Origin of the sequence: Cobetia sp. BMC6 (genome assembly GCF_029991385.1) — a bacterium.
GTDB lineage: Bacteria > Pseudomonadota > Gammaproteobacteria > Pseudomonadales > Halomonadaceae > Cobetia.
Genome location: NZ_JAKUMF010000004.1, coordinates 1 through 25,368, shown reverse-complemented (window position 1 = coordinate 25,368; position 25,368 = coordinate 1). Strand labels below are relative to the sequence as shown.

The 25,368-nt window shown below is 63.2% G+C and carries 24 protein-coding genes and 1 rRNA gene; 7 read left to right on the top strand and 18 right to left on the bottom strand.

Annotation, left to right across the window (positions count from 1 at the left end):
- Positions 1 to 125 precede the first annotated feature (125 nt).
- The 10 genes from MKZ40_RS09610 to dksA all read right to left on the bottom strand — a co-directional run bounded on the left by MKZ40_RS09610 (position 126) and on the right by dksA (position 10,221).
- The gene (locus tag MKZ40_RS09610) at positions 126 to 1,307 is read right to left on the bottom strand and encodes an acetyl-CoA C-acetyltransferase (RefSeq protein ID WP_175089044.1); all 1,182 of its coding nucleotides are present in this window, start codon (positions 1,305 to 1,307) and stop codon (positions 126 to 128) included.
- A 304-nt stretch (positions 1,308 to 1,611) separates the two neighbouring features.
- Positions 1,612 to 1,992: an aspartate 1-decarboxylase gene (panD, locus tag MKZ40_RS09605; protein WP_175089045.1), complete on the bottom strand. Its 381-nt coding sequence runs from the start codon at positions 1,990 to 1,992 to the stop codon at positions 1,612 to 1,614.
- Between the two features lie 122 nt (positions 1,993 to 2,114).
- A complete protein-coding gene (gene panC / locus MKZ40_RS09600; RefSeq protein ID WP_175089046.1) occupies positions 2,115 to 2,969 on the bottom strand; it encodes a pantoate--beta-alanine ligase in 855 nt (284 codons plus the stop codon).
- Positions 2,969 to 3,760, bottom strand: coding sequence for a 3-methyl-2-oxobutanoate hydroxymethyltransferase (gene panB, locus MKZ40_RS09595; protein ID WP_175089047.1), 792 nt, complete (start codon positions 3,758 to 3,760; stop codon positions 2,969 to 2,971). Before panB ends, panC begins: the two co-directional genes overlap by 1 nt.
- Positions 3,761 to 3,929: 169 nt before the next feature.
- Positions 3,930 to 4,427 (bottom strand): 2-amino-4-hydroxy-6-hydroxymethyldihydropteridine diphosphokinase, encoded by a 498-nt coding sequence (gene folK, locus MKZ40_RS09590; protein WP_175089048.1) that lies wholly within the window; start codon positions 4,425 to 4,427, stop codon positions 3,930 to 3,932.
- Between the two features lie 46 nt (positions 4,428 to 4,473).
- Entirely contained in the window at positions 4,474 to 5,874 is a 1,401-nt protein-coding gene (gene pcnB, locus MKZ40_RS09585) for a polynucleotide adenylyltransferase PcnB (protein ID WP_175089049.1), read from the bottom strand.
- Positions 5,875 to 6,328: 454 nt separating this feature from the next.
- Positions 6,329 to 6,622: a hypothetical protein gene (locus MKZ40_RS09580; RefSeq protein WP_175089050.1), complete on the bottom strand. Its 294-nt coding sequence runs from the start codon at positions 6,620 to 6,622 to the stop codon at positions 6,329 to 6,331.
- Between the two features lie 362 nt (positions 6,623 to 6,984).
- A complete protein-coding gene (locus MKZ40_RS09575; RefSeq protein ID WP_254627033.1) occupies positions 6,985 to 8,571 on the bottom strand; it encodes a sigma-54 dependent transcriptional regulator in 1,587 nt (528 codons plus the stop codon).
- Positions 8,572 to 8,713: 142 nt separating this feature from the next.
- Entirely contained in the window at positions 8,714 to 9,649 is a 936-nt protein-coding gene (gene gluQRS, locus MKZ40_RS09570) for a tRNA glutamyl-Q(34) synthetase GluQRS (protein WP_175089051.1), read from the bottom strand.
- Between the two features lie 134 nt (positions 9,650 to 9,783).
- A complete protein-coding gene (dksA, locus tag MKZ40_RS09565; protein ID WP_175089052.1) occupies positions 9,784 to 10,221 on the bottom strand; it encodes an RNA polymerase-binding protein DksA in 438 nt (145 codons plus the stop codon).
- A gap of 274 nt (positions 10,222 to 10,495) precedes the next feature.
- On the opposite strand from dksA, the gene MKZ40_RS09560 reads away from it, so the two are divergent.
- Together MKZ40_RS09560 and sfsA are read left to right on the top strand one after the other, a co-directional pair.
- A complete protein-coding gene (locus MKZ40_RS09560) occupies positions 10,496 to 11,680 on the top strand; it encodes an aminotransferase class I/II-fold pyridoxal phosphate-dependent enzyme (RefSeq protein WP_175089053.1) in 1,185 nt (394 codons plus the stop codon).
- On the top strand, positions 11,680 to 12,522 hold the full coding sequence (gene sfsA, locus MKZ40_RS09555) for a DNA/RNA nuclease SfsA (RefSeq protein ID WP_175089080.1): 843 nt from the start codon (positions 11,680 to 11,682) through the stop codon (positions 12,520 to 12,522). Before MKZ40_RS09560 ends, sfsA begins: the two co-directional genes overlap by 1 nt.
- Before the next feature lie 49 nt (positions 12,523 to 12,571).
- Here sfsA and MKZ40_RS09550 read toward each other — a convergent pair whose 3' ends face one another.
- On the bottom strand, positions 12,572 to 12,904 hold the full coding sequence (locus MKZ40_RS09550) for a Rieske 2Fe-2S domain-containing protein (RefSeq protein ID WP_175089054.1): 333 nt from the start codon (positions 12,902 to 12,904) through the stop codon (positions 12,572 to 12,574).
- A gap of 185 nt (positions 12,905 to 13,089) precedes the next feature.
- On the opposite strand from MKZ40_RS09550, the gene MKZ40_RS09545 reads away from it, so the two are divergent.
- Positions 13,090 to 14,172, top strand: coding sequence for a ChaN family lipoprotein (locus MKZ40_RS09545; RefSeq protein ID WP_175089055.1), 1,083 nt, complete (start codon positions 13,090 to 13,092; stop codon positions 14,170 to 14,172).
- A 144-nt stretch (positions 14,173 to 14,316) separates the two neighbouring features.
- On the opposite strand, the gene MKZ40_RS09540 is transcribed toward MKZ40_RS09545, so the two are convergent.
- From MKZ40_RS09540 to MKZ40_RS09515, 6 genes are all read right to left on the bottom strand, one after another.
- On the bottom strand, positions 14,317 to 14,808 hold the full coding sequence (locus tag MKZ40_RS09540) for a hotdog domain-containing protein (protein WP_175089056.1): 492 nt from the start codon (positions 14,806 to 14,808) through the stop codon (positions 14,317 to 14,319).
- Positions 14,809 to 15,057: 249 nt separating this feature from the next.
- A complete protein-coding gene (gene metW / locus MKZ40_RS09535) occupies positions 15,058 to 15,672 on the bottom strand; it encodes a methionine biosynthesis protein MetW (protein ID WP_175089057.1) in 615 nt (204 codons plus the stop codon).
- Complete coding sequence (locus MKZ40_RS09530) at positions 15,665 to 16,867, bottom strand: homoserine O-acetyltransferase (RefSeq protein ID WP_175089058.1); 1,203 nt, start codon at positions 16,865 to 16,867, stop codon at positions 15,665 to 15,667. The genes metW and MKZ40_RS09530 overlap by 8 nt, the downstream gene beginning before the upstream one ends.
- A 269-nt stretch (positions 16,868 to 17,136) precedes the next feature.
- The gene (locus MKZ40_RS09525) at positions 17,137 to 17,718 is read right to left on the bottom strand and encodes a YggT family protein (protein ID WP_043333437.1); all 582 of its coding nucleotides are present in this window, start codon (positions 17,716 to 17,718) and stop codon (positions 17,137 to 17,139) included.
- Positions 17,719 to 17,867: 149 nt separating this feature from the next.
- Positions 17,868 to 18,710, bottom strand: coding sequence for a pyrroline-5-carboxylate reductase (gene proC, locus MKZ40_RS09520; RefSeq protein WP_175089059.1), 843 nt, complete (start codon positions 18,708 to 18,710; stop codon positions 17,868 to 17,870).
- An 88-nt stretch (positions 18,711 to 18,798) separates the two neighbouring features.
- Positions 18,799 to 19,551, bottom strand: coding sequence for a YggS family pyridoxal phosphate-dependent enzyme (locus tag MKZ40_RS09515; RefSeq protein WP_175089060.1), 753 nt, complete (start codon positions 19,549 to 19,551; stop codon positions 18,799 to 18,801).
- Between the two features lie 195 nt (positions 19,552 to 19,746).
- On the opposite strand from MKZ40_RS09515, the gene MKZ40_RS09510 reads away from it, so the two are divergent.
- A complete protein-coding gene (locus tag MKZ40_RS09510) occupies positions 19,747 to 20,778 on the top strand; it encodes a type IV pilus twitching motility protein PilT (RefSeq protein WP_175089061.1) in 1,032 nt (343 codons plus the stop codon).
- A 139-nt stretch (positions 20,779 to 20,917) separates the two neighbouring features.
- Positions 20,918 to 22,072 carry a PilT/PilU family type 4a pilus ATPase gene (locus tag MKZ40_RS09505; protein WP_175089062.1) on the top strand — a complete coding sequence of 385 codons (1,155 nt, stop codon included), beginning with the start codon at positions 20,918 to 20,920 and terminating at the stop codon, positions 22,070 to 22,072.
- Positions 22,073 to 22,163: 91 nt separating this feature from the next.
- Here the strand turns inward: MKZ40_RS09505 and MKZ40_RS09500 are convergent, their stop codons facing one another.
- Positions 22,164 to 23,312 carry an anhydro-N-acetylmuramic acid kinase gene (locus MKZ40_RS09500; RefSeq protein WP_175089063.1) on the bottom strand — a complete coding sequence of 383 codons (1,149 nt, stop codon included), beginning with the start codon at positions 23,310 to 23,312 and terminating at the stop codon, positions 22,164 to 22,166.
- 156 nt (positions 23,313 to 23,468) lie between these two features.
- Between MKZ40_RS09500 and tyrS the strand changes: the two genes are divergently transcribed.
- Together tyrS and MKZ40_RS09490 are read left to right on the top strand one after the other, a co-directional pair.
- Positions 23,469 to 24,677 carry a tyrosine--tRNA ligase gene (gene tyrS, locus MKZ40_RS09495; protein ID WP_175089064.1) on the top strand — a complete coding sequence of 403 codons (1,209 nt, stop codon included), beginning with the start codon at positions 23,469 to 23,471 and terminating at the stop codon, positions 24,675 to 24,677.
- A 573-nt stretch (positions 24,678 to 25,250) separates the two neighbouring features.
- Positions 25,251 to 25,368, top strand: a 16S ribosomal RNA gene (locus tag MKZ40_RS09490); the annotation flags it as partial.

Genomic DNA, 25,368 nt, shown 5'->3' with positions numbered 1-25,368 from the left:
GTGAGAGGTGAGCTCTCCGGGCAAGAAAAAGCCCCCGCCAGTGCCCTGGCGGGGGCTTTTGCATATCTCCCTGCTCAAGATTGCGCGAGCAGGGAGGGTTCAGGCGGGGGTACAGATGGGAGCGATCAGCTGCGCTCGATGGCCAGCGCGACGCCCTGACCACCACCGATGCACAGGGTCGCCAGACCTTTCTTGGCATCACGCTCGATCATCTCGTGGACCAGCGAGACCAGCACACGGCAGCCGGAGGCGCCGATCGGGTGGCCGAGGGCAATGGCGCCGCCATTGACGTTGACCTTGTCGACATCCCAGCCCAGCTCCTTGTTGACCGACAGGGCCTGGGCGGCGAAGGCTTCGTTGGCTTCGATCAGGTCGAGGTCTTCCAGGCTCCAGCCGGCTTTCTTGAGGCACAGGCGAGTCGCCGGCGCCGGGCCGATGCCCATGATCTTCGGATCAACACCCGCGTTGGAGTAGGCCTTGATGGTTGCAAGCGGCGTCAGACCCAGCTCGCGTGCCTTGTCGGCGGAGCACAGCATGACCACGGCAGCGCCGTCGTTGAGCGCCGAGGCATTGCCGGCGGTAACGGTACCGTCCTTCTTGAAGGCCGGGCGCATGCCCGCGAGCTTCTCGGCCGTGGTGCCGGCGCGCGGGTTCTCGTCGGTATCGAAGACGATCGGGTCGCCCTTGCGCTGCGGGATCTCGACCGGGACGATCTGGCCCTTGAAGCGGCCAGCTTCGATGGCTGCGCAGGCCTTCTGCTGAGAGGCGGCCGCGAAGGCGTCCTGGGCTTCACGACTGATCTCGTATTTCTCGGCCAGATTCTCGGCGGTGATGCCCATGTGGATGTCATTGAAGGCATCCCACAGACCGTCGTGGACCATGGAATCGATCGCCTTCCAGTCGCCCATGCGCTTGCCGTTACGCGAGTTGGGCAACACGTGCGGAGACAGGGACATGTTTTCCTGACCGCCGGCCAGAATCAGCTCGGCATCGCCGCAACGGATGGCCTGGGTGGCCAGGTGCAGCGCCTTGAGGCCAGACCCGCAGACCTTGTTGATGGTCATGGCGGGCACGCCTTCCGGCAAGCCTGCCTTGATGACCGCCTGACGTGCCGGGTTCTGACCGCATCCTGCTGTCAGCACCTGGCCCAGAAGCACTTCATCGACCTGATCGCCACTGACGCCCGTGCTGGCGAGGATATCCTTGATGACATGTGCGCCGAGATCCGCGGCGGAAATGTCAGCCAGGCTGCCACCGAAGGCGCCTACGGCGGTACGACGGGCTGCTACGATCACCACATCCTGCATCTGAACGCTCCTGTTCTCTTGCGAGACTGTCTGAGTCAATTGGCTGCGACTATGGCCATGCCATCAAGCGGGCGAGGCGCAGTCCTGCTGAGGTGAGATTCCAGCATAAGGCAGTTTTGTGCGGTGCGGCAATCGCCAAAGGACATCTCCAGTGTCAGCCTTTAGCCATACGTATCGCTTATCTAGACGGCACGACGCCAGCGCTCTGGCAGGCAGGGCTGGCGTCGTGTTGGAGCGCTCGCGGCAGGCTCGAGGCCTGAATCATCAGCCCTCCGAGCGTAGAGCAGCAGGCAGCAAGGCGTGCTCAGGCCATCTGGACCGGAATGGCATTAGCTGTATGGCTGACCTCGTTGCCTTCCATCAGGTAGACCATGGAGGGCTTGTGCGCGTCCAGTTCGGTCTCGGCATAGTTGGCGAAGGCGCAGATGATCACGCGGTCGCCGACGTCGGCCTGGTGGGCTGCGGCGCCGTTCACCGAAATGATCTTCGAGCCTTCTTCGCCGCGAATGGCATAGGTGGTGAAGCGCTTGCCGTTGTCCACGTTGTAGATCTGGATCTGTTCGTACTCACGAATGCCTGCCATGTCGAGCAGGTCGCCATCGATGGCGCAGGAGCCCTCGTAGTTGAGGACGGCGTGAGTCACGCGGGCCATGTGCAGCTTGGCCTTGAGCATGATGGCTTGCATCAGGATGTCTCCAGTTGAGCGCCGCCGGGCGCAGATCAAGGCCCTGGGACCAGGGCCATGGCGCGTCTGACGTGGCGGACAGTGCCACGCCAGGGTGCAAGGCGGCGCAGTCTAATCAGGCATCAGGCCACCGGCAAGGCGACCTTCAGGTTATCGAGCAGGCGCGTACGGCCCAGGTGTGCGGCGATCAGTATCACCGCCTCGCGGGTGTCATTCTCGACTGGCCCCAGGTCAGCCGCGCGGCGCAGTTCGAGGTAGTCCGGCTTGAAGCCGCTCTCGCTGATGGCGGCCAGGGCCTCGCGTAGCGCCACATCGCGTGCCACGCCCTGCTCAAGACGAGCTTTCAGGGCATCGAGGCACTGCTTGAGACGCGGCGCGATGGCGCGCTCCTGCTCACTCAGGTAGCCGTTGCGTGATGACAGCGCCAGACCATCCTCTGCACGCACGATGGGCACACCGATGATCTCGATGCCGAAATGCAGGTCGCGGTTGAGTTTGCGGATCACTGCCAGCTGCTGGAAGTCCTTCTCGCCGAAACAGGCGACTTCAGGGCGTACCAGATTGAACAGGATGCTGACGACGGTGGCGACGCCATCGAAGTGACCCGGACGGTTGCCGCCGCACAGGCCTTCGGAAACGCCCGGCACCTGCACGTTGCACAGCCCGTCGCGGCCCGTGGGGTAGAGTTCTGCCGTCGAGGGGGCGAACAGCAGGTCACATCCTTCGGCGGCCAGCGCATTCTGGTCGGCCTCGAGGGTGCGCGGATAGCTGTCGAGGTCTTCGCCGGGGCCGAACTGCAGCGGATTGACGAAGATGCTCGCGACAACCATGTCGGCATGGCGGCGCGCTTCACGGACCAGCGACAGGTGGCCGGCATGCAGGTTGCCCATGGTCGGCACCAGCGCGATACGCAGGCCATCGCGGCGTGCCTGGGCGAGTTGCTCGCGCAGGGCGTTGATCTGGGAGACGGTTTTCATCAGAAGCCGTGCTCCGGCGCCGGGAAGCTGCGCGTCTTGACCGCCTGGTGGTAGGCGGCGAAGGCCTCCTGCACGCTGCCGGCATCGCTCATGAAATTCTTGACGAAGCGCGGCTTGCGGCCGGGCGTCAGGTCGAGCATGTCGTGCATGACCAGAATCTGGCCATCGACGTCCACGCCGGCACCGATACCGATCACCGGCACCTCGACAGCATCACGAATGCGCGCGGCCAGCTCGGACGGCACGCATTCGAGCAGGATGATCGCGGCACCCGCGGCTTCCAGCGTGCGGGCATCGGAGATGATCTGCTCGGCGCGGGCCTCGTCGCGGCCCTGTACCTTGTAGCCGCCGAAGGCATGCACGTGCTGTGGCGTCAGGCCCATGTGCACGCAGACCGGCACGCCACGCTGGACGAGTGCAGTGACGGCACCGGCCAGCCAGGCTTCGCCTTCCACCTTGACCATCTCGGCACCGGCACGCATCAGACGCGCCGCATGGTCGAGCAGGATGTCGGTGCTGGCATTGCTCATGAAGGGCAGGTCGGCCATCAGCAGGCTGCCTTGCTTGCCACGTGCCACGGCGGCGGTGTGGTAGCAGATGTCATCGATGGTGACGGGCAGGGTGCTGGTATGGCCCTGCAGGACCATGCCGAGAGAGTCGCCGACCAGCAGCACTTCAATGCCGGCATCGCTGGCAAGATGAGCAAAGGTGGCATCGTAGGCGGTGAGGCAACTGAACGTCTCACCATCGGCCTTGAGGCGGCGCAGGGTGCTCAGGGTGACGTTTTTCATCGGGACGCTTACTCGTTGCGGCGCGTATGACGCGGCTGCCCGTGGCGTCGAGCAGCCGCGATCGCGAGAAGGCCGCCGAGGGCGGACTGCGAGCGACACGGGCCGGTGTTACCAGAAAGTGTTACCGCACAGGCCAAAGTGGGCACGACGGTAACAAGATGGCGAAACTCTACTCCTGAGGTCCGAGGGGGAGCAAGTCATCGCCCTCAACTCGAGACGCCAGTGTTTCGAGATTCTCCTCGCCCAGCACGCTGAGGCACTGCGGGCCCAGCAGGTCAGCCAACGGACGCATCACGAAACCACGTTTGAGCATTTCGCGATGGGGTACGACGAGACGCGGCGTCGAGATCCTGCTGTCATTGAAGAGCAGCAGGTCAAGATCCAGTGTGCGGGGACCCCAGTGACGCAGTCGCACGCGACGATGCTGCTGTTCAAGGGCTTGCAGCTGATCAAGCAGAGCGAGGGGGGACAGGCGGGTCGTTAGCTCGGCAACGGCGTTGACGAAGTCGGGCTGGTCCTGCGGGCCGACCGGCTTGCTGGCATACAGGCGAGAATGTCGCGTGCAGCGGGTCAGCGGCAGCCGGTCGAGAGCCTCAAGCGCGCGCTCCAGTTGAGCGCGCGGATCGTCAAGATTGGCGCCGAGGCCAATCAAGGCTGTCGAAATCATGCGGAGTTCCTGCGTGGAGACGGCAGTGGCTCAGGCGAGCCACTGCTCAGCCCTGGCCGCGACCATTGCGCCGACGCTTGCCGCGACGCTTGGTGCCGGCTGGCTTGCTGCCGGCGGGGCCTTCATCGGAGACACCTTCGATCATCGTGACCTGGGTGCGAGCATCGACTTCCTGGAAGTCGGTCCACCACTTGCCCAGCCCCGGCTTCACTTCGCCGGCGAATTCACGCAGCAGCAGGAAGTCGTAGGCGGCGCGGAAGCGAGGATGCTCGCGGGTCTGGAAGGCGCGTTTGCCACGGCGACGCGGCAACTTGGCCTGCATGTCCCAGATCTCGCGCATCGGAATGCTGAAGCGCTTCGGGATCGAGGTGTGGTTGAGCTGGCGAGCGATCGCCTGCTGGGCCGCCTGGTGGGCTGCCGGAATGTCGGGCATGCCACTGGCGATCAGCTGATCGGTACGCGCCTTGACGCCCGGCCACAGCAGGGCGGCATACAGGAAGGCCGGCGTGACCGGCTTGTCTTCGCGGATGCGGTCGTCCGTGCTGGCCAGTGCCTTCTCGATCAGCGGCATGGACCAGTGATAATGCGCGAAGCTTTCTTCCGTCTCGGGGAACAGCATCTGGAACAGCCCAAACTCACGCAGGAGATGGAAGGTTTCCAGTGCATAGCCGGACATGAACAGCTTGAGCACTTCCTCGAACATCCGCGCCGGCGGAATCTGCAGCAGCAGCGGGGCCAGTTCGTACATCGGTTCGGCCGTGGCCTCCTCGATGTCGAAGTCCAGCTTGCCGGCGAAGCGGACGGCACGCAGCATGCGCACCGGGTCTTCGCGATAGCGTGTTTCCGGATCCCCGATCAGGCGAATCATGCGCGCTTCGATATCGCGTACGCCATTGGCCCAGTCATGGATCGTGAAATCGGACACGTCGTAATAGAGGGCATTGATCGTGAAGTCGCGGCGCAGCGCATCCTCCTCGATGGAGCCGAAGACGTTGTCGCGCAGCAACATGCCGTCTTCCGACTGCTGGGTATGCTGGCTGGGCGTGCTATCGGCCGGCTTGCCGCGGAAGGTGGTGACCTCGATCACCTCACGACCGAAGCGCACGTGCACGATACGGAAACGACGGCCGATGATGCGGGCATTGCGGAACAGCTCGCGGACCTGTTCCGGCGTGGCGTTGGTGGCCACGTCGAAGTCCTTGGGGCGTTGTCCGAGCAGGGCATCACGGATACAGCCGCCGACCAGATAGGCCTGATATCCACCGCTTTGCAGGCGATAGAGTACCTTCAGCGCATTCTCGCTGAGCTGGCGACGGGACACGGGATGCTCATCCCGCGGTATCACACGCAGGCTGGGCAATGGGGCCGCGGGCGCGTCAGTTGCATTGAAAAGCGTCTTCAAGCGGTCACCGGGGCGTTGTAGAAAGCGGGTAAATCCTTTGAGCATGCAGCGATTCGACTCGTGCGTGGCAGGCCGCCCAGTGTAGCCGAGGGCAGATACCTTGGCAAAGCGCCGGTCTGCCATCCAGGGGCCGACTCTGCACTTCAAGGCGTCTGACGAGGCAAGAATCACCTCTCAGACAAGGAAAAAGGGAGACCGATCACTCGGTCTCCCTTGCAGGTAGGGTACACGCATCCTTGAGCGGATGTTCTTTTTCGTGATGGCGCATCGCCCTGAATACGCACCACAGTCACAAATCAATGCAGACAGATCCTTCGTGTTGCAGATCATGTTGTTGTTGTCTGGCTGTCTGTTCGGTGACCATCTCGTATTCAAAACAATCTTCCATTCACCGACGGCTGAGTAGCCTCCCCCCGCGAGTTGTTGTTGTTTCGGGGGTGATCCGGGGTCGAGCCTGTTGTTCTTGTTGGTGCTCGAGGCCGGATTCGTCGCGTCCTGGTCAGTAGATTCCGGACTGCCGATATCTTGTTGTTGTTGGATCGGCGGATGATGAACTGCGGCCGTTTGTTCTTGTTTTGGCTCTTGCCTGCCACCACTCATGTAGTGAGGCATGCGGTTCATCATCAATGTCACGCGCTCGACGGGTATTGTTCTTGTTGGTGTCGAGGGTTTTCGAAGCATTGCGCGTTCTTGTTGTTGTTGGGCGCGCTTCGTATTTCCGGTTGTTCTTTTTCTTGACCGTGTTATTGCATCGGATGTGCCACAGCTTAAAAAAAACCAGCAATTCAGTCATTTAGACATAGGTAGCTGAGACGTGAGGTGTAGAGAGGTGCGAGGTGTTACCTGACGTGGCCATTGGTGCGCTGGATGGGGTCATGATTTGGGGTCGATGGTAACAATTGGTGCGAAGGTCTAACGAAGTGGCTTGCAAGCTAATGATTGAGCTGGGTTTTTTTCGAGTCTTTCGACACTAAAGTCTAGCGATGCCATCGATGATGCGGGGATCTATGGCAGGCAAGGTGGCGCCGCAGGCGGGTTGCTCGCCCGGGAGGGCACCTGCATGGTGCAGTGACTTCAGCGCAGTGACTTCAGCGCAGTGACTTCTGTGCGCCAGCGTCAGTGCTCCAGTGCCGCTCAAGCTTCATCACGCCAATGTCAGTTTGCGGGAGAGCTGCGGCGGCCCTTGCGGCGTGGAATGCCCAGGCGCTGACGCCGCTCCCAGAGGTTCTTGCGACTGATGCCGAGGCGGCGCGCGAGCTCTGTCTCGCTCATGTGGTCCTGATGCTCGAGCACGAAGTGCTGGAAGTAGTCCTCCAGCGAGAGGTCTTCCTCCTCACCGGCATCGCCGATCACCGAGAGGCCGCTGCGCGGGGTGTCCGCAGGCGGTGGTAGGCCCGTGCCCTGTTGGCCGGCCGCGGGCTGACCTGTGACAGACGCGGAAGTCGTTCCGGGACTTGAGCCACTGGCGGCACCTTTCACTGCACCTTTCGCCGCCCCTTTGCCCGCTGTCTTGGGCACCTGAACACTGGAGGGCACCGAGTCGGCTGTTGTGGCGGCGGGCGCTGCTTGAAGCGGCTGCCCTGAGGGCGTGCGCAGGCCGAGGTCCTCAGGGGCGATGATGCGACGCTCCGCCAGAATGACGCCCCGCTCGAGGGCGTTTTCCAGCTCACGGACATTGCCGGGCCAGGCGTAGTGATGGATTTCCTGGCGCGCCCGCTGGGAGAGTCGCATGCCATCGCGGCCATGCTTGCGGGCGATGCCGGCCAGCAGATGCTCGGCCAGTTCCAGCACGTCATCTCCACGCTCACGCAGGGGCGGCAGGTCGATCTCCATCACGTTCAAGCGGTAATAGAGGTCGAGGCGGAACTCGCCGCTGGCCGAGAGCTGATGCAGGTTGCGGTGGGTCGCGGCGATGAGGCGAATGTCGACGTAGCGGGTCTCGATGGCCCCCACGCGGCGAATCTCGCCCTCCTGCAGCACCCGCAGCAGGCGTGCCTGGGCATCCAGCGGCAGTTCACCGATCTCATCCAGAAACAGTGTGCCGCCATCGGCGGCTTCGATCAGGCCTGTGCGCGAGCTGGTGGCGCCGGTGAAGGCACCTTTTTCATGGCCGAACAACTCGGACTCGATCAACGTCTCGGGAATGGCGGCGCAGTTGACGCAGATCAGCGGCGCCTGATGGCGTTCGCTCTGGCGATGAATGGCGCGCGCGACCAGCTCCTTGCCGGTGCCGGACTCACCCAGTACCAGCACGGTGACATCGGCGGGCGCTACCTTGCGAATGCGGGTGTAGACCTGTTGCATGGCGCGACAATGGCCAATCATCTCCACCGGCTTGTTGGTCGTGCCAGCATGCGTCTGGGGCGGAGGCGGCGCAGCACTCGGCGCCCCCAGGCGTGGCAGAGACAGCGCATCTCGCACGCTGCGCGCGAAGGCCTGCTGGTCAAACGGCTTGGGAAGATAGTCGGCTGCCCCCGCCTTCAGGCAGCCGATGGCGGCATGCAGGCTGGGGTCGTCGGCCAGCAGCAGCACGGGGGTCGGCCGGCTGGCACGCAGGATCGGGACGGCATGGTCTCCGGCCAGTTCGCTGTCGCAGATCACCAGCGCGAAGTCGGCGGGGTGCTGCAGACGGGCATCCTCCAGGCCGCTGGCCTGCACCACGTCGTGACCCTCGCGCTCCAGCAGATGCTGCAGCGTGTTGCGCGAAGCACCTTCCTTTTCGACGATCAGAATCCGGGCCATGGGGTGATGTCGCTCGCCTGAGGGTGTGCATGAGGGGATGACTGTCGCTCGAGTCTGTCCTGTTCCCACAGGGGTGGCAATCCGACAATCGTGGCTGTTGTCAGGCGTTCCGACTGTATGGCGTATCCGGTCTCGGCTGCCCTCAGCTGCCTTCATCAGTCCTTGTCATTGGAGCAGTGGCTGCACTGAGTGACGGCGCGGTGCCGACCGCCGCAAGTGACCAGCGAGGAGTGGCGTGGGCGAGTTGCTCAGCGGGGCTGGCGGTCGCCAGTTCGGGCGGCGGCGCCTGACCGAGCAGTGTCAGGGTATGGTGCAGCAGCGTTCGAATCGCGCTGGCGTCTTCCGGCAGGGCCGGCGCCAGGTTCTGTTTGGAGAGCTTCTGGCCATTGTCGGCCGTGATCAGCGGCAGGTGCGTCAGGCGTGGCATCGGCAGGTCGAGCGCGGATTGCAGCAGACGTTGCCAGGGGCTGTTGTCGAGCAGATCGAGCCCGCGCACGACATCGGTGATGCCCTGCTCGGCATCATCCACCACCACGGCCAGCTGATAGGCCCACAGGCCATCGCGTCGCTTGAGCACCACGTCGCCTAGCGTGACAAGATCCAGCTGGACCGTGCCCTGCAGGCGGTCCTGCCAGCCAGCGATGGCCCGGGAGCCGCCGAAGCGCTCTGCCGCGCGCACGTCCAGCCGCCAGGCATGCTCGCCCTCGGGCGGTTCGGTCCGCTCACGGCACCAACCGGGGTAGATGGCATGCTCGCGCCACTGCTTGCGCGAGCAGTCACACGGGTAGGCGATACCACTGGCCTTCAGTTGTTCCAGTGCATCGGCGTAGGCGGCGTGACGCTGGCTCTGATAGCGGAGCTCACCATCCCGCTGCAGACCGAAGGCATCCAGCTGGCGCAGGATGGTATCGGCGCTCCCGGCGGGGCAGCGAGGAGGGTCGATATCCTCGATACGCACCAGCCACTCGCCGCCGTGATGGCGGGCATCGAGATAGCTGGCGACGGCAGCCAGAAGTGAGCCCGCGTGCAGCGGACCGGAAGGGGTGGGGGCAAAGCGGCCACGGTAGGCGGTAGGCATGTGGGCTCCGTCATCCTTCGTGGTAGGGGATTCGCAGGCAGCAGGGCCTGAACGCATACGGGCACCGCTCCGAGGAGGGTGCCCGTATGGGGGATGAGGGCGACGGCCTGACGTCGCTTCATCGACAGCAGGGCTTAGCGGCCCAGCTGCTTTTCCTTCAGCTCGGCCAGTGTCTTGCAGTCGACACACTGGGTAGCGGTCGGACGTGCTTCCAGACGGCGAATACCGATCTCGATGCCACAGGACTCGCAGAAACCGTAGTCGTCCTCATCGATGTTCTCGATGGTCTCGTTGATCTTCTTCAGCAGCTTGCGCTCGCGATCACGTGTTCTCAGCTCGAGGCTGAAGCCTTCTTCCTGAGTGGCACGGTCTGCAGGGTCCGCGTAATTGTTGGCATCTTCCTGCAGGTGACGCACGGTGCGATCGACCTCTTCCATCAGCTCCTGTTTCCACTCCATCAGGATCTGGCGGAAGTGCGCTAGCTGCTTCTCGTTCATGTACTCTTCACCCGCTGCCGGCTCATACGGGGTGAATTTCTTAAGCGCTTCCGGCTTGGTTTCAGCTAATGGCATGGGACCGCCTCATTCCGCAAGTGACTTGGGCCGTCGACAGTCTGTTGCACTGCCTCCTTGGCCACGGCGAGGGGGCTGTCCTGACTGCTGCCCTCGCGAGAAGATCAGCTTATTTAGCGTAAATATGGCAAGTTTGCAACCGAACTCCGACGATAGTTTGTACCGACTCATGCACAGGCGGGTTCGAGAAAACACGGAGTTTCCTGTGCCAAGGGGGTGGGAATGGGGCTCGGCAGCTGCCTAGAATGATGCTTCGACCCCGAGGAGTGCCATCATGCAGTTTGCCCGTCGTCTTGAATCCGTTGCCGCCTTTCGTGTGATGACGTTGCTGGAAGCCGCTCAGGCGCGCGAGGCCGCGGGCCATGACGTCATCCATCTGGAAGTGGGCGAGCCCGACTTCCCGACTCCTGCGGCGGTGATCGCCGCCGGCCAAGCGGCGCTGGCGGCCGGTCAGACGCGCTACACCCCCGCCTGCGGCCTGCCGGCCCTGCGCGAGGCCATCGCGGCTGACTATCAGCGCCGTCACGGCGTCACGGTCTCCCCTTCCCGTATCATCATCACGCCCGGCGCCTCCGGTGCCCTGCTGCTGGCCACGCTGTTGTGCGCCGAGCGTGGCGACAGCGTATTGATGGCTGACCCGACCTACCCCTGCAATCGTCACTTCATGGGCCTGGTGGATGCCCAGCTGGATGTGGTGCCCGTCAGTGCCGCGAGTGGCTGGCAGCTGACCGCTGAACTTGCCGATGATTTCTGGCGCGAGAACACGCGGGCCGTGATGGTGGCATCGCCCTCCAACCCCACCGGACACGTGCTGTCGCCCGAGGAATTGAAGGCGCTGGGCGAGCTGTGTCAGTCGCGAGATGCCCAACTGCTGGTGGATGAGATCTATCAGGGACTGACCTATGGCGTGCCTGCGCACACCGCACTGGCGGAGTGCCCGGACGCCTTCGTCATCAACAGCTTCTCCAAATACTTCGGCATGACGGGCTGGCGGCTGGGCTGGCTGGTGGCACCGGAAGCCGCGGTCGAGCCACTGTCACGCCTGGCGCAGAATGTCTTCCTGGCCGCGTCGACTCCTGCACAGCATGCGGCGCTGGCGGCCTTCACGCCGGAATGCGAAACAGAGCTCGAGCGTCGTCGGCAGGTACTCGAAGCCCGTCGTGGCGTACTGCTGGACGGGCTAGAGCGCCTGGGGCTGGCGCCGTCGGTGCCGCCGCAGGGTGCCTTCTACGTCTGGCTGGATATCTCGCATCTGAGTGATGACAGCGAGGCCTTCTGCCGCGCACTGCTGGAAGAAGAGAATGTCGCCATCACGCCGGGTACGGACTTCGCGCTGGCCGAAGGGCGTCGCCATGTGCGTATCGCCTTCACCGCCGATGAGGCGCGTCTGCGCGAGGCCCTGGCCCGCATGGAGCGTTTCCTTGAGCGGCGTGTCACCCGGGCAGGAGTGTCGGCTTGATGGTGCTTGAGGGGCTGTATCGTGGTCGCCTGATCCGTCGCTACAAGCGCTTCTTCGCCGAGGTGGAGCTGCTCGAGGGGGAGCGGGCAGGTGAGGTGGTGACGGCGCATTGTCCGAATACCGGCTCGATGCGCGCGGTGTGCGTGGAAGGTTGTGAGGTATGGCTGTCGCCGTCCGACAACCCCAAGCGCAAGCTCGCCTGGACCTGGGAGCTGATTCGCCTGCCGCTGGATCCGCCCGGCGCTGACGGTCGGCGTGAGGCCTTGGTGGCGGTGCACACCGGACGTGCCAATGCCCATGTCGAGGCGGCGCTGCAGCAGGCCAGCGTCAGCGCGCTGCACGACATGAGGCTCGCCGACTTTGCGCGCCTCAAGCGCGAGTCACGTGTCGAGGTCCTGCTGCCGGGAAATGACACGCCGGAGCGCTCACGGCTCGATTTCCAGATGTGGCCGAAGGAGGAGGGCGCGGCCTCGATCTATCTGGAGGTCAAGCAACTGACACTGCGCGAAGCCGACGGTCACGGCTATTTCCCGGACTCGGTGAGTACGCGTGCCCAGCGTCATCTGGCCAGTCTCGCGGCGCTGGTCGCAGCAGGTCACCGTTGCGTGCTGGTGTTCTGCGTCGCCCATGACGGGATCGAGGATGTCGCACCGGCGGCGCATCTCGACCCGGCCTATGCGCAGGCCTTTGCCCGGGCGCAGGCCGCCGGTGTCGAGGTGCTGGCGCTGGGCATGCAGATCACCCTCGAAGAGTCTCTCTCGGATGCGGGCCAGCCACTGTGGCGAGCAAGACTGGGCCTGACGCGCGCGCTGCCACTGCATGACGTGCGCTTTGCTGGCTGATCAGGTCGCTGGCGCTCAGCCTGTCAGTCAGCGCTCATGTCTCTTTCCATCATTTCTCCCTCATGTCTCCACCGCTGCCTGCGGTCTCCCACAGCAGCAACAGTGTTGGCGAGGCGTCGTTGTGCACCAGCTCAACGTCTAGCGCCGTCAATCGTTGGCCGACGCAGGGGCCGCTGATGCAAGTGCCGTGATGCGGCTCGAAACAGGCCTGATGGCGGTGGCAGAGTATCAAGCCGCCGGTCGCGTCCATGTAGGGATCGTCAGTCTCGTCCTCGGTCAGCATTCGGCTGCCCTGGTGTGGGCAGCGGTCGAGAAAGGCGCGCGGGCCATCGGGCTGCATCACCAGCAGGGCCGGGCGGCCATCATCGAGTGTCAGTGGCATGCTGCGGCCGACGGGCAGTGATGGCAGCGGCAGTCTCAAGCACAGCCTGGATGAGGGCCCTTGGGGGAGTGTTGGTGGCCTTTCGGACATGAGGGGGCTCGCATCGGGTATCATGGCAGCGTTGGCACGCTCTCTTGTGGTCTTTTACCGTGTCTTGCCGCTTCCTTCCATGCCGAGTCATCTTCATGTCGCTATTTCGCCGCTCGATCACTTCCAGCTTCCGCTCCAGCAACGAATCCGGGACACCTGAGCGCACGGCCGGGGTGAGCCGTCGCCAGTTGCTGGCCGGCATGGCCGTCTCGGCGGGCGGGCTTACCGTGCTGGGCACGGCACTGAGCACCCCGCTCGCACAGGCCGCTCAGCCGGCCAACGGGCCATTGCCACCGCTGCCGGCTTGGCATGATCCCGAGGCGTCCCACCCGTTGCTGGGCAGCATTCTGGTCGCGGAGGGCAATCGTCGTCTATCGCCAGCGGCGCTGGTCGATTGGAGCCAGGCGCACTCGATGGTGCTGCTGGGCGAGCATCACGACAATCCGGATCATCACCAGCTGGAACGCTGGTTGATCGATGCGCTGGTCGCGCGGCGTCAGTTGGGCGGTGTGGCGCTGGAGATGCTGGACACGACCCAGGACGCCGCGCTATCACTGACCAATCGTACCTCGCTTGCGGTCTCGGGATTGCCGGATGATGAGCTCCAGCAGTTGCTGGCCTGGAATGCGCGCTGGCCCTTCACCGACTACGCCCCTCTGCTGCGCGGAGCGCTGGACAGTGGTGCGCCACTGGCGTCTGCCAGCCTGTCGGTGGCACAGCTGGAGGCCAGCATGGCACCGGGGCAGTCGCCGCTGGCACTGCCGGAAGCGGTCCTGCGCCTGCAGCGTGAGGCACTGGATGAAGGCCATTGTGGCCTGCTGGGCGCAGAGCGCCTGGACGCGATGCTGCGTGCGCAGTTGGCGCGGGATCAGCAGATGGCAGAACGTCTGGAAGGCCTGGCGGCTGATGGCACCACCAGCCTGCTGGTGTGTGGCTCCGGCCATGCCCGTCGCGATATCGGCGTGCCGCGCTGGCTGGATGGCAGCACGCTGTCCGTAGCGCTGATGCCGGTCGCCTGGGATGACGCGGGGCAGCCGCTGACGCATCTCGCCGATTATCTGCCGGAGAGCGCCGGTGCGGCGCCGGCTTACGATCTGGTGTGGTTCACGCCGGCGACGGCGCCAGTCGTGGATGCCTGTGAAGGCTTGCGTGAGACGATGCAGACGACCGTCAGCTAGAGGCTAGTCAGGCCCTGCCTGGTCAGGCCCCGGACATCAGCAGCACTGGAGCGGGTTGAATGCTCGGCATGAAAAAAGGCACCTCTTGTGAGGTGCCTTTTTCGTTGGTGCGACCTGCGTGTCGCGACCTGAATAGCGACGCGATCAGGCGTTCTTGAGGTCCGACGCGCTGTCGGCACGACGACGCGGTGCCTTCTGCGGCGTCTCGTCGCTGTGACCGTCGTTATGACTGTCATTGCTGCCGGCCTGCTCACGGAAACGGTCTTCGATATAGGTGATACGCGTGCGGCCGTGGGGCACGGGCTTGAAGTCGGCATCGACGCTGACCAGCACGATGCGGTCGATGGTCAGAATGCGTTCGCGGGTGATCTTGTTGCGGATCTCGACGCACAGCGAGATCGAGGTACGACCGAAGGCGCTGGCGGTGATGCCCAGTTCGATGATGTCGCCCTGACGCGCGCTGGAGACGAAGTTGATCTCCGACATGAACTTGGTGACCACGCGCGAGGTGCCCAGCTGGACGATGGCGTAGATGGCCGCTTCTTCATCGATCCAGGCCAGCAGTCGTCCACCGAACAGGGTGCCGTTGGGGTTGAGGTCTTCGGGCTTGACCCATTTGCGGGTATGGAAGTTCATGCACTCTCTCCTCGGGATGCCGGCGCACCTCACCGGAAGTGCGAGCCGTGATCCTCAGCTGCGTTTACCTCGAAAGTATATAGACTTTAGTTGCGACTGTCTGTGCATGGCCCGGATAGTGCAGCGCTATCGCGGCGCGGAAGAATTGGTGGTGTCATGACGCGAAACGGCCGACAGGAGTGTCCTGTCGGCCGTTTTCTTGCGGTACCTGGCGCTGGGTCTGTGGCGACTGCTGTAGCGCGCCTTGACTCAGCGCTGGTCGGGCGAGCAGTTGTCGCGACAGACGCGGAAGATAGCCACTTCCCCGAACAGGTTCGGCCACCAGGTCGCCGCCGGATGCGGCTCGTGATCGCCATTGCCGACCGCGCGGTCGATGATCTTGAGGCCCTGGGCGCGACACAGGCGCTCGAAGTCCGCGAAGGTCGACAGATGGATGTTCGGCGTGTCGTACCAGGCATGAGGCAGCGACTTGGAGACCGGCATGCGCCCCTTGAGGCCCAGGTGCAGGCGGTGACGCCAATAGGCGAAGTTGGGGAAGGTGATGATGGCCTCACGCGAGACGCGCATCATCTCCTCCAGCGCACGGTCCGGGCGACGCAGTACCTGCAATGCCTGGGACATCACCACACGATCGAAGGTGTCATCGGCGAAGTTGGCCAGGCCGTCATCGACATTCTGCTCGATGACGTTCACGCCACGGGCGACACAGGCACTGATGTTGTCGGGGTCGATCTCCAGACCATAGCCGAAGACCTGCTTGGTCTCCTTGAGGGAGGCCAGCAGGGTGCCGTCACCGCAGGCCAGATCCAGCACGCGCGCGCCTTCGGGAATCCAGTCATGAATCTGGGCGAGGTCGTTACGCATGGCTGGTCTCCCTGGTGCTCGGCTTTTTCGGCTTTTTCGTGGCTTTGGCGCCACAGGCGTGGTCGTAAGCGCGAGTCAGGAAGTTGCCCAGCACCGTCTGGTAGCGTTCGCCCGGCAGCAGGAAGGCGTCATGCCCGTGCGGCGAGTCGATGTTGGCGTAGCTGACCGACTTGCCGGCATGGATCATGGCGTTGACCAGCTCGCGCGAGCGTGACGGCGCGAAGCGCCAGTCGGTGGTGAAGCTGACCACCAGTACCGGGCAGCTGATCGGCGCCATGGCCGCGGACAGGTCATCGCCTGCCGTGGCGGCAGGATCGAAGTAGTCGAGCGCCTTGGTCATCAGCAGATAGGTATTGGCATCGAAGGCGGTGGAGAAGGTATCGCCCTGGTGGCGGAGATAGCTCTCGACCTGGAAGTCGACGTCGTAACCGAAGTTGAGGCGATCCTGACGCAGGTCACGCCCGAACTTGGTACCCATCGAATGCTCGGAAAGATAGGTGATGTGACCGACCATGCGCGCCAGCTTGAGGCCGCGTCTGGGCACGGCATCGACACGCGAATACCAGCCGTCATGGAATTCCGGGTCAGAGCGAATCGCCTGACGCGCGACTTCATTGAAGGCGATGTTCTGTGCCGATAGTTTCGGCGTACAGGCGATGATGGCGACGTGACCGACGCGATCAGGGTGGTCCATCACCCACTGCAGCGCCTGCATGCCACCCAGCGAGCCGCCGACCACCGCCGCGAAGCGGATGATGCCGAGAGACTCGGCGAGGCGCTTCTGGCTCTCGACCCAGTCCGGCACGGTTACCAACGGGAAGTCAGGCCCCCATTGCTCGCCCGTCTCCGGGTTGATCGAGGTCGGGCCGGTACTGCCGTGGCAGCCGCCGATGTTGTTCAGCGCGATCACAAAGAAGCGCGAGGTATCAATGGGCTTGCCGGGGCCGATGTAGTCGTCCCACCAGCCAGGCTTGCGGTCGCTCATGGCGTGATAGCCAGCCGCATGATGGTGGCCGGTGAGGGCGTGACAGATCAGGATGGCGTTGCTGGCGTCCGCGTTCAGCTCGCCGTAGGTCTCGTAGACCAGCGAGTACTGCTCGAGGCGTCTGCCGCAGGCCAGCTCCAGCGGGGTATCGAAGTGGGCAGTCTGAGGCGTGACGAGACCGACCGAATCCGGGGGCAGGGAATCAGGCATCGTGGTGAAGGTTTCCAGCATCATGTCCAGCAGAGTGTTCGGGGCAAGGCCCGTGTCCGGGGCGCGAAGCCGCGGTGATGCGCCTTGTGGGCGTCTCGTGCACCGTGGTTCTGGCTTCGGCCGAGGGCTCACTCTAGCACAGCGTGCGCACGCGTGATCCAGTGGCACGCGATGCAAGAGCGCCCGCCACGGGAGTCCGTGGCGGGCGCTGATTTCGTCGGCATGTGCCTTGGGCGCCTGCGAGCCATCCTTGCTGGCGGAGTCCCGGCTTAGCTGAAGGCGCTGCGCAGCATGCCCAGTGACGGCAGGGTCTGGTTGATCAGGCTGCCGACCAGGTTGAGCGCGATGAACACGAAGATCGGAGACAGGTCGAGCATGCCGATCGACGGAATCACCTTGCGCACCGGCTTCATGATCGGATCGACCAGCTGATGGACCAGGATGGCGCCCGGGTGGTTGGCCTGCGGAGCGACCCACGACAGGATGATCATCGCGATCAGCGCGAAGAAGTAAATGTTGATGATGCTGTCGAGAATGGTGCCCAGTGCCGTCAGCGCGATGAAGCCGACCGGCAGCATGCCGCCACCGAACAGGGCGCCGATCGCGACCAGTACCAGACTGACGACGATGAAGGCCGCGGCCAGGGTGGCGATGTCGAAGCGACCCAGCGGGCGCAGGATGCCCTGCAATGGGGCCACCAGCGGGTTGGTCGCCTTGACCACTGACTGGGTGACCGGGTTGTAGAAGTCCGCGCGGGACAGCTGCAGCAGGAAGCGCAGCATCAGGATGTAGACAAACAGTTGCAGCAGGATGGTGACCAGCTGAAGTCCGATATTACCCATAGCACCCATGGGGCTTTCCTTAAGACGGTGAGAAGTGGGCGCGCGTTAGAGCACGCGTCATGCCGCTAGCATGCCAACAACGGATGAACAGCGCATGATGGCCTGTTGTGGCCCGGGCTGCCAGCGGCCTGCAGGAGTTGTCAGTGGAGCAGAGGCTGTCAGCGATCCAGCTCGCGGGCAAGCTCGGCGGCGCGCACGCTGGAGGCCTTGGCGGCGCGCTCGACGATATCGCGCAGCCCATCCTCCTCGAAGCTGTTGATGGCGCGCTCCGTGGTGCCATTCGGCGAGCACACGCGACGGCGCAGCTCGGCAGGCTCATGCTCGCTGGAGAAGGCCATCTCGGCGGCACCGCGGGCGGTCTGGATCGCCAGGCGGCGCGCGGTCTCGGCGTTCAGCCCCAGCTCGATGCCTGCCGCTTCGAGCGACTCGATGAACAGGAAGAAATAGGCCGGGCCGGAGCCGGAAATGCCGGTGACGGCTTCCAGCAAACCTTCTTCCTCGACCCACTCGACGATACCGACCGCGGTCAGCATCTCATCCATCAAGCTGCGCTGCTCCTCCGTCACCTGGGGGGTGGCATAGAGGCCGCTGGCACCGACACCGACCAGTGACGGCGTGTTGGGCATGCAGCGGATGATGGCGAGGTCGCCGCCCAGCCAGCGTTCGAGGCTGTCGCAGGTGATGCCGGCCGCTACCGAGACGATCAGCGGCTTGCGGTTCTGCACCGCAGGGGTCAGCGCCTGGCAGACGTCATGCATCATCTGTGGCTTGACGCCCAGCACCACTACATCGGCTTGCGAGACGGCGTAGGCGTTGTCCTGGGTCGTGCTTACGCCGTAGCGCTGCTCGAGGGCATCGAGTGTCTCGCGCGAGCGAGCCGTGGCGATGATGCGGTCCGCGGGATAGCCGGCATCGACCATGCCGCCGAAGATGGCGCTGGCCATGTTGCCGGCGCCGATGAACGCGATGGTGCGCGGTGTAGCGGTGCTCTGGTGCGTCATGCGGTGCTCCTGGTCATTCAGTGGGAGGGCTGGCGGCAAGCTCGAGAGCCTTGCGTGAGCGTTGGATTTGCCTCAGCGAGCGTTGGACTCAGTGGTCGTGGGAGTAGTCACGTGCGCCGAAGATGGCAGTGCCGAGGCGTACCAGTGTCGCGCCTTCGGCGACGGCGGCCTCAAGATCCGCGCTCATGCCCATCGAGAGAGTATCGAGCTGGGCCTGCGGGTAGCTGGCGGCGGGGAAGCGCGTCTGCAGTCGCTCCAGCAGCTCGCGCAGCTGGCGGAAGGGCGCACGGCGCTCGGTCTCACTGGCATCGGCGGCGCAGGGGGCCGGAATCGCCATCAGGCCGCGCAGGCGCAGCCCGGGCAGCGCGATCACCGTCTCGGCCAGCGCCAGCAGTTCCTGGGGTGCCACGCCAGCCTTGGAGGCTTCGCCGGAGATATTGACCTGCAGACAGACATCGAGCGCGCCAAGCTCACCGGGGCGCTGCTCGCTCAGTCGGCGTGCTATCTTCTCGCGTTCCACGGTATGCACCCAGGCGAAGTGCTCAGCGATGGCGCGCGTCTTGTTGGACTGGATGGGGCCGATGAAATGCCATTCGATATCGGTGAGGTCCGACAGCGCCTGCTGCTTGTCCAACGCTTCCTGCAGATAGTTCTCGCCGAAGGCCCGCTGGCCGGATTGCCAGGCAGCGCGCATCAGCGTCGCGGGTTTGGTCTTGCTGACGGCCAGCACTTGCGCCGATTCAGCGTTGCGTTTACTTGCCTGCAATGCCTTTTCCAGCCGCGCACGGGCCTCTAGGATACACTGGGTAACACAAGCTTCGTCGTCGGGGACTGCGGTCATGCGGCTCGGCTCCAGAATTTGCGGAACAACCTGGCGATGGCTGGCACGGTGTCAGGCATGTCATCAATGGCATGGGCGTGACAGGCCTGGTGACATGGTGCCCATCGCACTATCTACTGAAGAGCCACTTCACACTTTCACCAGAGTACACAAGACTCGTTGGTACAAGAGCTTCGGTCTTCGCGAGGGAACTGCATGGATATTACCGAACTGCTGGCTTTTTCGGCAAAACAGAACGCGTCGGATCTTCACCTGTCCGCAGGTTTGCCACCGATGATTCGTGTCGACGGTGATGTGCGGCGCATCAATGTGCCGTCAATGGATGACAAGCAGGTGCGCGCGCTGATCTACGAGATCATGAACGACAAGCAGCGCCGTGACTTCGAGGAATTCCTCGAGACCGATTTCTCCTTTGAGGTGCCGGGTGTCTCGCGCTTTCGTGTCAACGCCTTCCATCAGGGGCGTGGCGCGGGGGCTGTCTTCCGCACCATCCCCTCGGAAGTGCTGACGATGGAGGATCTGGGGCTCGGTGAAGCCTTCCGCAAGATGTGCATGCTGCCGCGCGGCCTGATTCTTGTCACCGGGCCGACCGGTTCCGGTAAATCCACCACGCTGGCGGCAATGGTCGATTACATCAATGAGAACAAGTACGACCACATTCTCACCATCGAGGACCCGGTGGAATTCGTGCACCAGTCCAAGCGGTGTCTGGTCAACCAGCGTGAAGTGCATCGTGATACCCACGGCTTCGCGCCCGCGCTGCGTTCAGCGCTGCGTGAAGACCCGGATGTCATTCTGGTCGGGGAGCTGCGAGATCTCGAGACCATCCGTCTGGCTCTGACCGCGGCCGAGACGGGTCACCTGGTATTCGGCACCCTGCACACTACCTCCGCGACCAAGACCGTCGACCGTATCATTGACGTCTTCCCCGGCGAGGAGAAGGCAATGGTGCGCTCGATGCTGTCCGAGTCCCTGCAGGGCGTCATCGCCCAGACACTGCTCAAGAAGATTGGCGGTGGCCGGGTGGCGGCTCACGAGATCATGATCGCGACGCCTGCCATTCGTAACCTGATCCGCGAGGACAAGGTGGCGCAGATGTACTCCTCCATCCAGACCGGTGGTGCCCTGGGCATGCAGACATTGGATGCAGCGCTGACGCGTCTGTTGGCTGAAGGGCTGGTGACCAATGAAGATGCTCAGGCGAAAGCCAAGGGCTTGTTGAGCTGAATTCGCCAGGAGGGCCGACAATCACGTTGCAGGTAGGTGGGGCAGGGGCCGGAACACGTCAACTTTTCAGGTTCATGGGACGGCATTTCAGCGCGAGGCCTTGGGCGCGACTCTCAAGGCGCATATCGGGATACAACTCATGACTCCTCATGAATGGCTGCATGAACTTCTGCAGTTGATGGTCAGCAAGGGCAGCTCGGACCTGTTCATCTCCACTGGCACACCGCCGCAGATGAAGGTCAATGGCCGCATGGTGGCGCTGGGTGACAGGAAGCTGGGTGTCGATCAGGTGAGAGAGCTGGTGCTCGCACCGATGAGTGACATGCAGCGCGAGCGCTTCGAGGAAGAGCGCGAGGCCAACTTCGCGCATAGTCTGCCGGGAGTCGGGCGCTTCAGGATCAGCGCCTTCTACCAGCGCAGCCAGATGGGCATGGTGATTCGCCGCATCCAGCTGTCGATTCCCAGCCTGGAAGAGTTGCGGCTGCCGGAGATCATCAAGGGGCTTTCCGAAACCAAACGTGGTCTGGTGATCTTCGTCGGCGGTACCGGCGCCGGCAAGTCGACCTCGCTGGCGGCGATGATACAGCACCGCAACCAGACCTCGAGCGGGCATATCATCTGCATCGAAGACCCGATCGAGTATATCCATCCCCATCAGCGCTCCATCGTGACGCAGCGTGAAGTGGGAATCGATACCGAGTCCTTCGAGGTGGCGCTGCGCAATACGCTGCGTCAGGCGCCGGACGTGATCATGATCGGCGAGATCCGCTCGCGTGAGACCATGGAGCACGCGCTGACCTTCGCCGAGACAGGTCACCTGTGTCTTGCGACGTTGCATGCCAACAATGCCAACCAGGCGCTGGACCGCATCATCCACTTCTTCCCGGAGGAGCGTCACGAACAGGTGTGGATGGATCTGTCGCTGAACCTCAAGGGCATCGTGGCCCAGCAGCTGTTGCCTCACAAGAGCGGCAACACCACCCAGCGCGTGCCTGCCATTGAGGTGATGCTGCGTTCGCCGTTGATTGTCGACCTGATCCGCAAGGGCGCGGTGGTCGAGATCAAGGACGTCATGAAGCGTTCGCAGCAACAGGGCATGATGACGTTCGATCAATCGCTTTACGCCTTGCATCAGCAGGGCTTGATCACCGAGGAAGTGGCATTGGCGCATGCCGATTCCGCCAACGACCTGCGCCTGATGATCAAGTTCGGTGATTCCGATAGTGCCCAGGAAGCCCAGCTGGATGTCATGAACGCCGCCAGTCGCTTCTCGTTGCAAGGGGATGACGACTGAGGCGTGTCGGTGATGCCAGCGCAGTGATTGTCTCAATCAAAAGCCGCCCTCTTCATCACGAGAAGGGCGGCTTTTTCGTATCCGATGAGGGTCAGCGAGCGTAGAGGCCGCCCAGCACTCTCGGGCCGCTCGCGCCAGTGACGCTGGGCAGGTTGCCGGGGCGCTCCAGTACTCTGCGTGCCGCGAGCCAGGCGAATGCGCTGGCTTCGAGCAGGTCTGCATTCCAGCCCATGTCAGTGCAGGATACGAGGGGCGTCGCCTGCTCGCCTTGCGCCAGGCGCTGCTCCAGCTGCGTGAGCAGGGCGCCATTGCGTGCCCCGCCACCGCAGGGGGTCAGCGCGGCCAGTGATACGCCGGTCTGCTCCAATGCTCGCACGATGCTTTCGACGGTCAGACTCAGGAGCGTGGCCTGCACGTTGGCCGGTGACTCGTCGCCGGTCAGATGCTGAGCCAGCCAGTCGAGATGGAAGTCTTCGCGGCCGGTGCTCTTGGGAAGTGGTCGGCGGAAGTAATCGGCCGACAGCAATCTCTCGAGCAAGTCGGGAATCACCTTGCCGCTGGCGGCCCACTGACCGTCCTGATCCACTGCGGTACCACGATGACGCGCATGCCAGGCATCCAGCAGGCAGTTGGCGGGGCCGGTGTCGAAGCCGATGATGTCAGCTGTGGAGCCCTGAGGGGGAAGTAGTGTCAGATTGGCGATGCCGCCCAGGTTGAGCAGCCCATGCCATTGGCCTGGCTGACTGAAGAGAGCAGCGTGGAAGGCGGGCGCCAGCGGGGCCGCCTGACCGCCGGCGGCCAGATCACGGCGCCGGAAGTCAGCGACGACGGGAATGCCGCACAGCTCGGCCAGCAGGCTGGGATTGTCGAGCTGCAGGGTGTAGGGCGTGTGGCATGGCTGATCGCTGAAGCCATAGGGGCGATGCTCGATGGTCTGGCCATGGCTGCCAATGGCCGTGACTTCCTCTGCAGTCAGTTGCTGGCGTGTCAGCAAGCGCGTCACCGCGCTGGCAGCCAGTTCAGCCAACGCCTTCTCGGCGGCGGCGAGATCCGCGAAGCATGCTTCATCACAATGCATCAGCTGCCAGAGGCGAGACCGCAGTGTCTCGGGCAGCGGCAGGTCGAGCCCATCAATGAAGCGAATCCGCTCGTGGTCTGGCGAGGAGGGGGCGATATCGAGCAAGGCGATATCGAGTCCGTCCAGGCTGGTGCCGGTCATCAAGCCAAGGTAAAGCGCCATTGGGATCTCCCGATCATTGGAGGGGCGTGCAACAGGGGCGTGAAGCTCGTGAGCACGCCGCCCTGCGGCAGGGGGTGCATGCCATGCTCGTCATGCTAACATTCTCGGCCAACATGCCCCGCTACGAGGGGAGCAGCAACGGTCAGAGAGGGCAGGATGAGCGACAAGTCAGTAGTGGAAGCGCTGGAGATCATCAAGCGCGGTACCGATGAGGTACTGGTCGAGGAAGAGCTGATCAAGAAGCTCGAGTCCGGGCGCAAGCTCAAGGTCAAGGCGGGCTTTGATCCGACGGCGCCGGACCTGCACCTCGGTCATACGGTGCTGATCAACAAGCTGCGCCAGCTGCAGGACCTCGGTCACGAGATCATCTTCCTGATCGGTGATTTCACCGGCCGCATCGGCGACCCCACCGGCAAGAGCGTGACGCGCAAGCCGTTGACCGAAGAGGATGTGAAGGCCAACGCCCTGACGTATCAGGAGCAGGTCTTCAAGATTCTCGACAAGGAGAAGACGCGCATAGCCTTCAACTCCGAATGGATCAGCAAGCTCTCCGCGGGTGACATGATCGAGCTGGCGGCCTCCAGCACGGTCGCGCGCATGCTCGAGCGTGACGATTTCGACAAGCGCTATAGTGGCAATCAGCCGATCTCCATCCACGAGTTCCTCTACCCGCTGATCCAGGGGTATGACTCCGTGGCGCTGGAAGCGGATATCGAGCTTGGCGGCACCGATCAGAAGTTCAATCTGCTGATGGGGCGTGAGCTTCAGCGCCAGCGCGGCCAGGAGCCGCAGGTGGTGATCACCATGCCGATCCTCGAAGGCCTGGATGGTGTGCAGAAGATGTCCAAGTCGCTGGGCAACTACATCGGCATCAATGACCGCCCGGGCGAGATGTTCAACAAGATCGTCTCCATGCCGGATTCGCTGATGTGGCGTTACTTCGAGCTGCTGTCGCTGCGTCCTCTCGATGAAGTGAAGGCGCTGATGGCCAGCATCGACGACGGCGCCAACCCGCGTGATATCAAGATGGAGCTGGCACGCGAGCTGGTGGCACGCTTCCACGATGAAGACGCGGCGGCGACGGCGCACCTTTCCAGCGGCAATCAGCTGGCTGACGGCGAGCTGCCGGCGGACATGCCGGATGTCACCGTCAGCCTGGAGGGCGCCGAGGTGGCGCCGATCGCGGCGGTCATCAATCGTGCGGGTCTGGCCAACAACAGTGCCCAGGCCAAGGACATGCTCAAGAATGGCCGCGTGAAAGTGGATGGCGAAGTGGTCGAGCCTTCCTATATGGCACCTTTCGATACTACCATCGTCATCCAGGCGGGCAAGAAGCGCTACGCACGAGTGACCGTGACGCGCTGAGGTACTCAGATGTACTATTACTGAGAAGTCGCTGTCGTAAGTCACCTCCCGCTCGGCCTCACCAGACATGGTGGGGCCGAGCGCGTTCTGAGCGCCTGGCCTCATCGTGGCGAGATTCTCTCAAGAAAGCCCTTGCCCTCACGGCGGTTCGTGCGTAAAGTACGCATCCGCTGCCGGGGACGCATGGCGTTACCAGCGGTGAAAGAGGTTTGCAGGTGATTGTTTTGCTTGATGTTTTTGAAGTTCGCTTCGGAATCATCGATTGACAATCCCGGGCGATTCGCTAGAATACGCCGCACTCCTTACGGAACAGGTGATCGAGCAATGCTCCTCACCGCTTGATGATGCTTAGAGGCAGTCGACTGACTCATCATCAAGTGCTTGACTTTTCAAGCGTTCTGGGTAGAATATGCCTCCTCGCTTCACAGCGACGCTCTTTAAAAATTTGATCAGGTAATTCGTGTGAGCGCTTGCCGATGAGTGGTGACAAGGTCATCAAATATCGGAGCAAGCCTCTCACGAGAAGTTTGACTCTGAACCAAGTTTGGTCTGCTTAACAGACTATCAAGCTTTCAACTGAAGAGTTTGATCATGGCTCAGATTGAACGCTGGCGGCAGGCTTAACACATGCAAGTCGAGCGGAAACGATTCTAGCTTGCTAGAAGGCGTCGAGCGGCGGACGGGTGAGTAA

Coding starts and splice junctions, on each gene's coding strand:
- MKZ40_RS09510 (WP_175089061.1), top strand. CDS start 19,747: ATGGATATTACCGAACTGCTGGCTTTTTCGGCAAAACAGAACGCGTCG.
- MKZ40_RS09610 (WP_175089044.1), bottom strand. CDS start 1,307: ATGCAGGATGTGGTGATCGTAGCAGCCCGTCGTACCGCCGTAGGCGCC.
- MKZ40_RS09580 (WP_175089050.1), bottom strand. CDS start 6,622: ATGACTGAATTGCTGGTTTTTTTTAAGCTGTGGCACATCCGATGCAAT.
- MKZ40_RS09505 (WP_175089062.1), top strand. CDS start 20,918: ATGACTCCTCATGAATGGCTGCATGAACTTCTGCAGTTGATGGTCAGC.
- proC (WP_175089059.1), bottom strand. CDS start 18,710: ATGACGCACCAGAGCACCGCTACACCGCGCACCATCGCGTTCATCGGC.
- panD (WP_175089045.1), bottom strand. CDS start 1,992: ATGCAAGCCATCATGCTCAAGGCCAAGCTGCACATGGCCCGCGTGACT.
- sfsA (WP_175089080.1), top strand. CDS start 11,680: ATGGTGCTTGAGGGGCTGTATCGTGGTCGCCTGATCCGTCGCTACAAG.
- MKZ40_RS09545 (WP_175089055.1), top strand. CDS start 13,090: ATGTCGCTATTTCGCCGCTCGATCACTTCCAGCTTCCGCTCCAGCAAC.
- MKZ40_RS09515 (WP_175089060.1), bottom strand. CDS start 19,551: ATGACCGCAGTCCCCGACGACGAAGCTTGTGTTACCCAGTGTATCCTA.
- pcnB (WP_175089049.1), bottom strand. CDS start 5,874: ATGCTCAAAGGATTTACCCGCTTTCTACAACGCCCCGGTGACCGCTTG.
- MKZ40_RS09550 (WP_175089054.1), bottom strand. CDS start 12,904: ATGCCACTGACACTCGATGATGGCCGCCCGGCCCTGCTGGTGATGCAG.
- MKZ40_RS09560 (WP_175089053.1), top strand. CDS start 10,496: ATGCAGTTTGCCCGTCGTCTTGAATCCGTTGCCGCCTTTCGTGTGATG.
- folK (WP_175089048.1), bottom strand. CDS start 4,427: ATGATTTCGACAGCCTTGATTGGCCTCGGCGCCAATCTTGACGATCCG.
- panB (WP_175089047.1), bottom strand. CDS start 3,760: ATGAAAAACGTCACCCTGAGCACCCTGCGCCGCCTCAAGGCCGATGGT.
- MKZ40_RS09530 (WP_175089058.1), bottom strand. CDS start 16,867: ATGCCTGATTCCCTGCCCCCGGATTCGGTCGGTCTCGTCACGCCTCAG.
- tyrS (WP_175089064.1), top strand. CDS start 23,469: ATGAGCGACAAGTCAGTAGTGGAAGCGCTGGAGATCATCAAGCGCGGT.
- MKZ40_RS09500 (WP_175089063.1), bottom strand. CDS start 23,312: ATGGCGCTTTACCTTGGCTTGATGACCGGCACCAGCCTGGACGGACTC.
- dksA (WP_175089052.1), bottom strand. CDS start 10,221: ATGCCATTAGCTGAAACCAAGCCGGAAGCGCTTAAGAAATTCACCCCG.
- panC (WP_175089046.1), bottom strand. CDS start 2,969: ATGAAAACCGTCTCCCAGATCAACGCCCTGCGCGAGCAACTCGCCCAG.
- metW (WP_175089057.1), bottom strand. CDS start 15,672: ATGCGTAACGACCTCGCCCAGATTCATGACTGGATTCCCGAAGGCGCG.
- MKZ40_RS09575 (WP_254627033.1), bottom strand. CDS start 8,571: ATGGCCCGGATTCTGATCGTCGAAAAGGAAGGTGCTTCGCGCAACACG.
- gluQRS (WP_175089051.1), bottom strand. CDS start 9,649: ATGCCTACCGCCTACCGTGGCCGCTTTGCCCCCACCCCTTCCGGTCCG.
- MKZ40_RS09540 (WP_175089056.1), bottom strand. CDS start 14,808: ATGAACTTCCATACCCGCAAATGGGTCAAGCCCGAAGACCTCAACCCC.
- MKZ40_RS09525 (WP_043333437.1), bottom strand. CDS start 17,718: ATGGGTGCTATGGGTAATATCGGACTTCAGCTGGTCACCATCCTGCTG.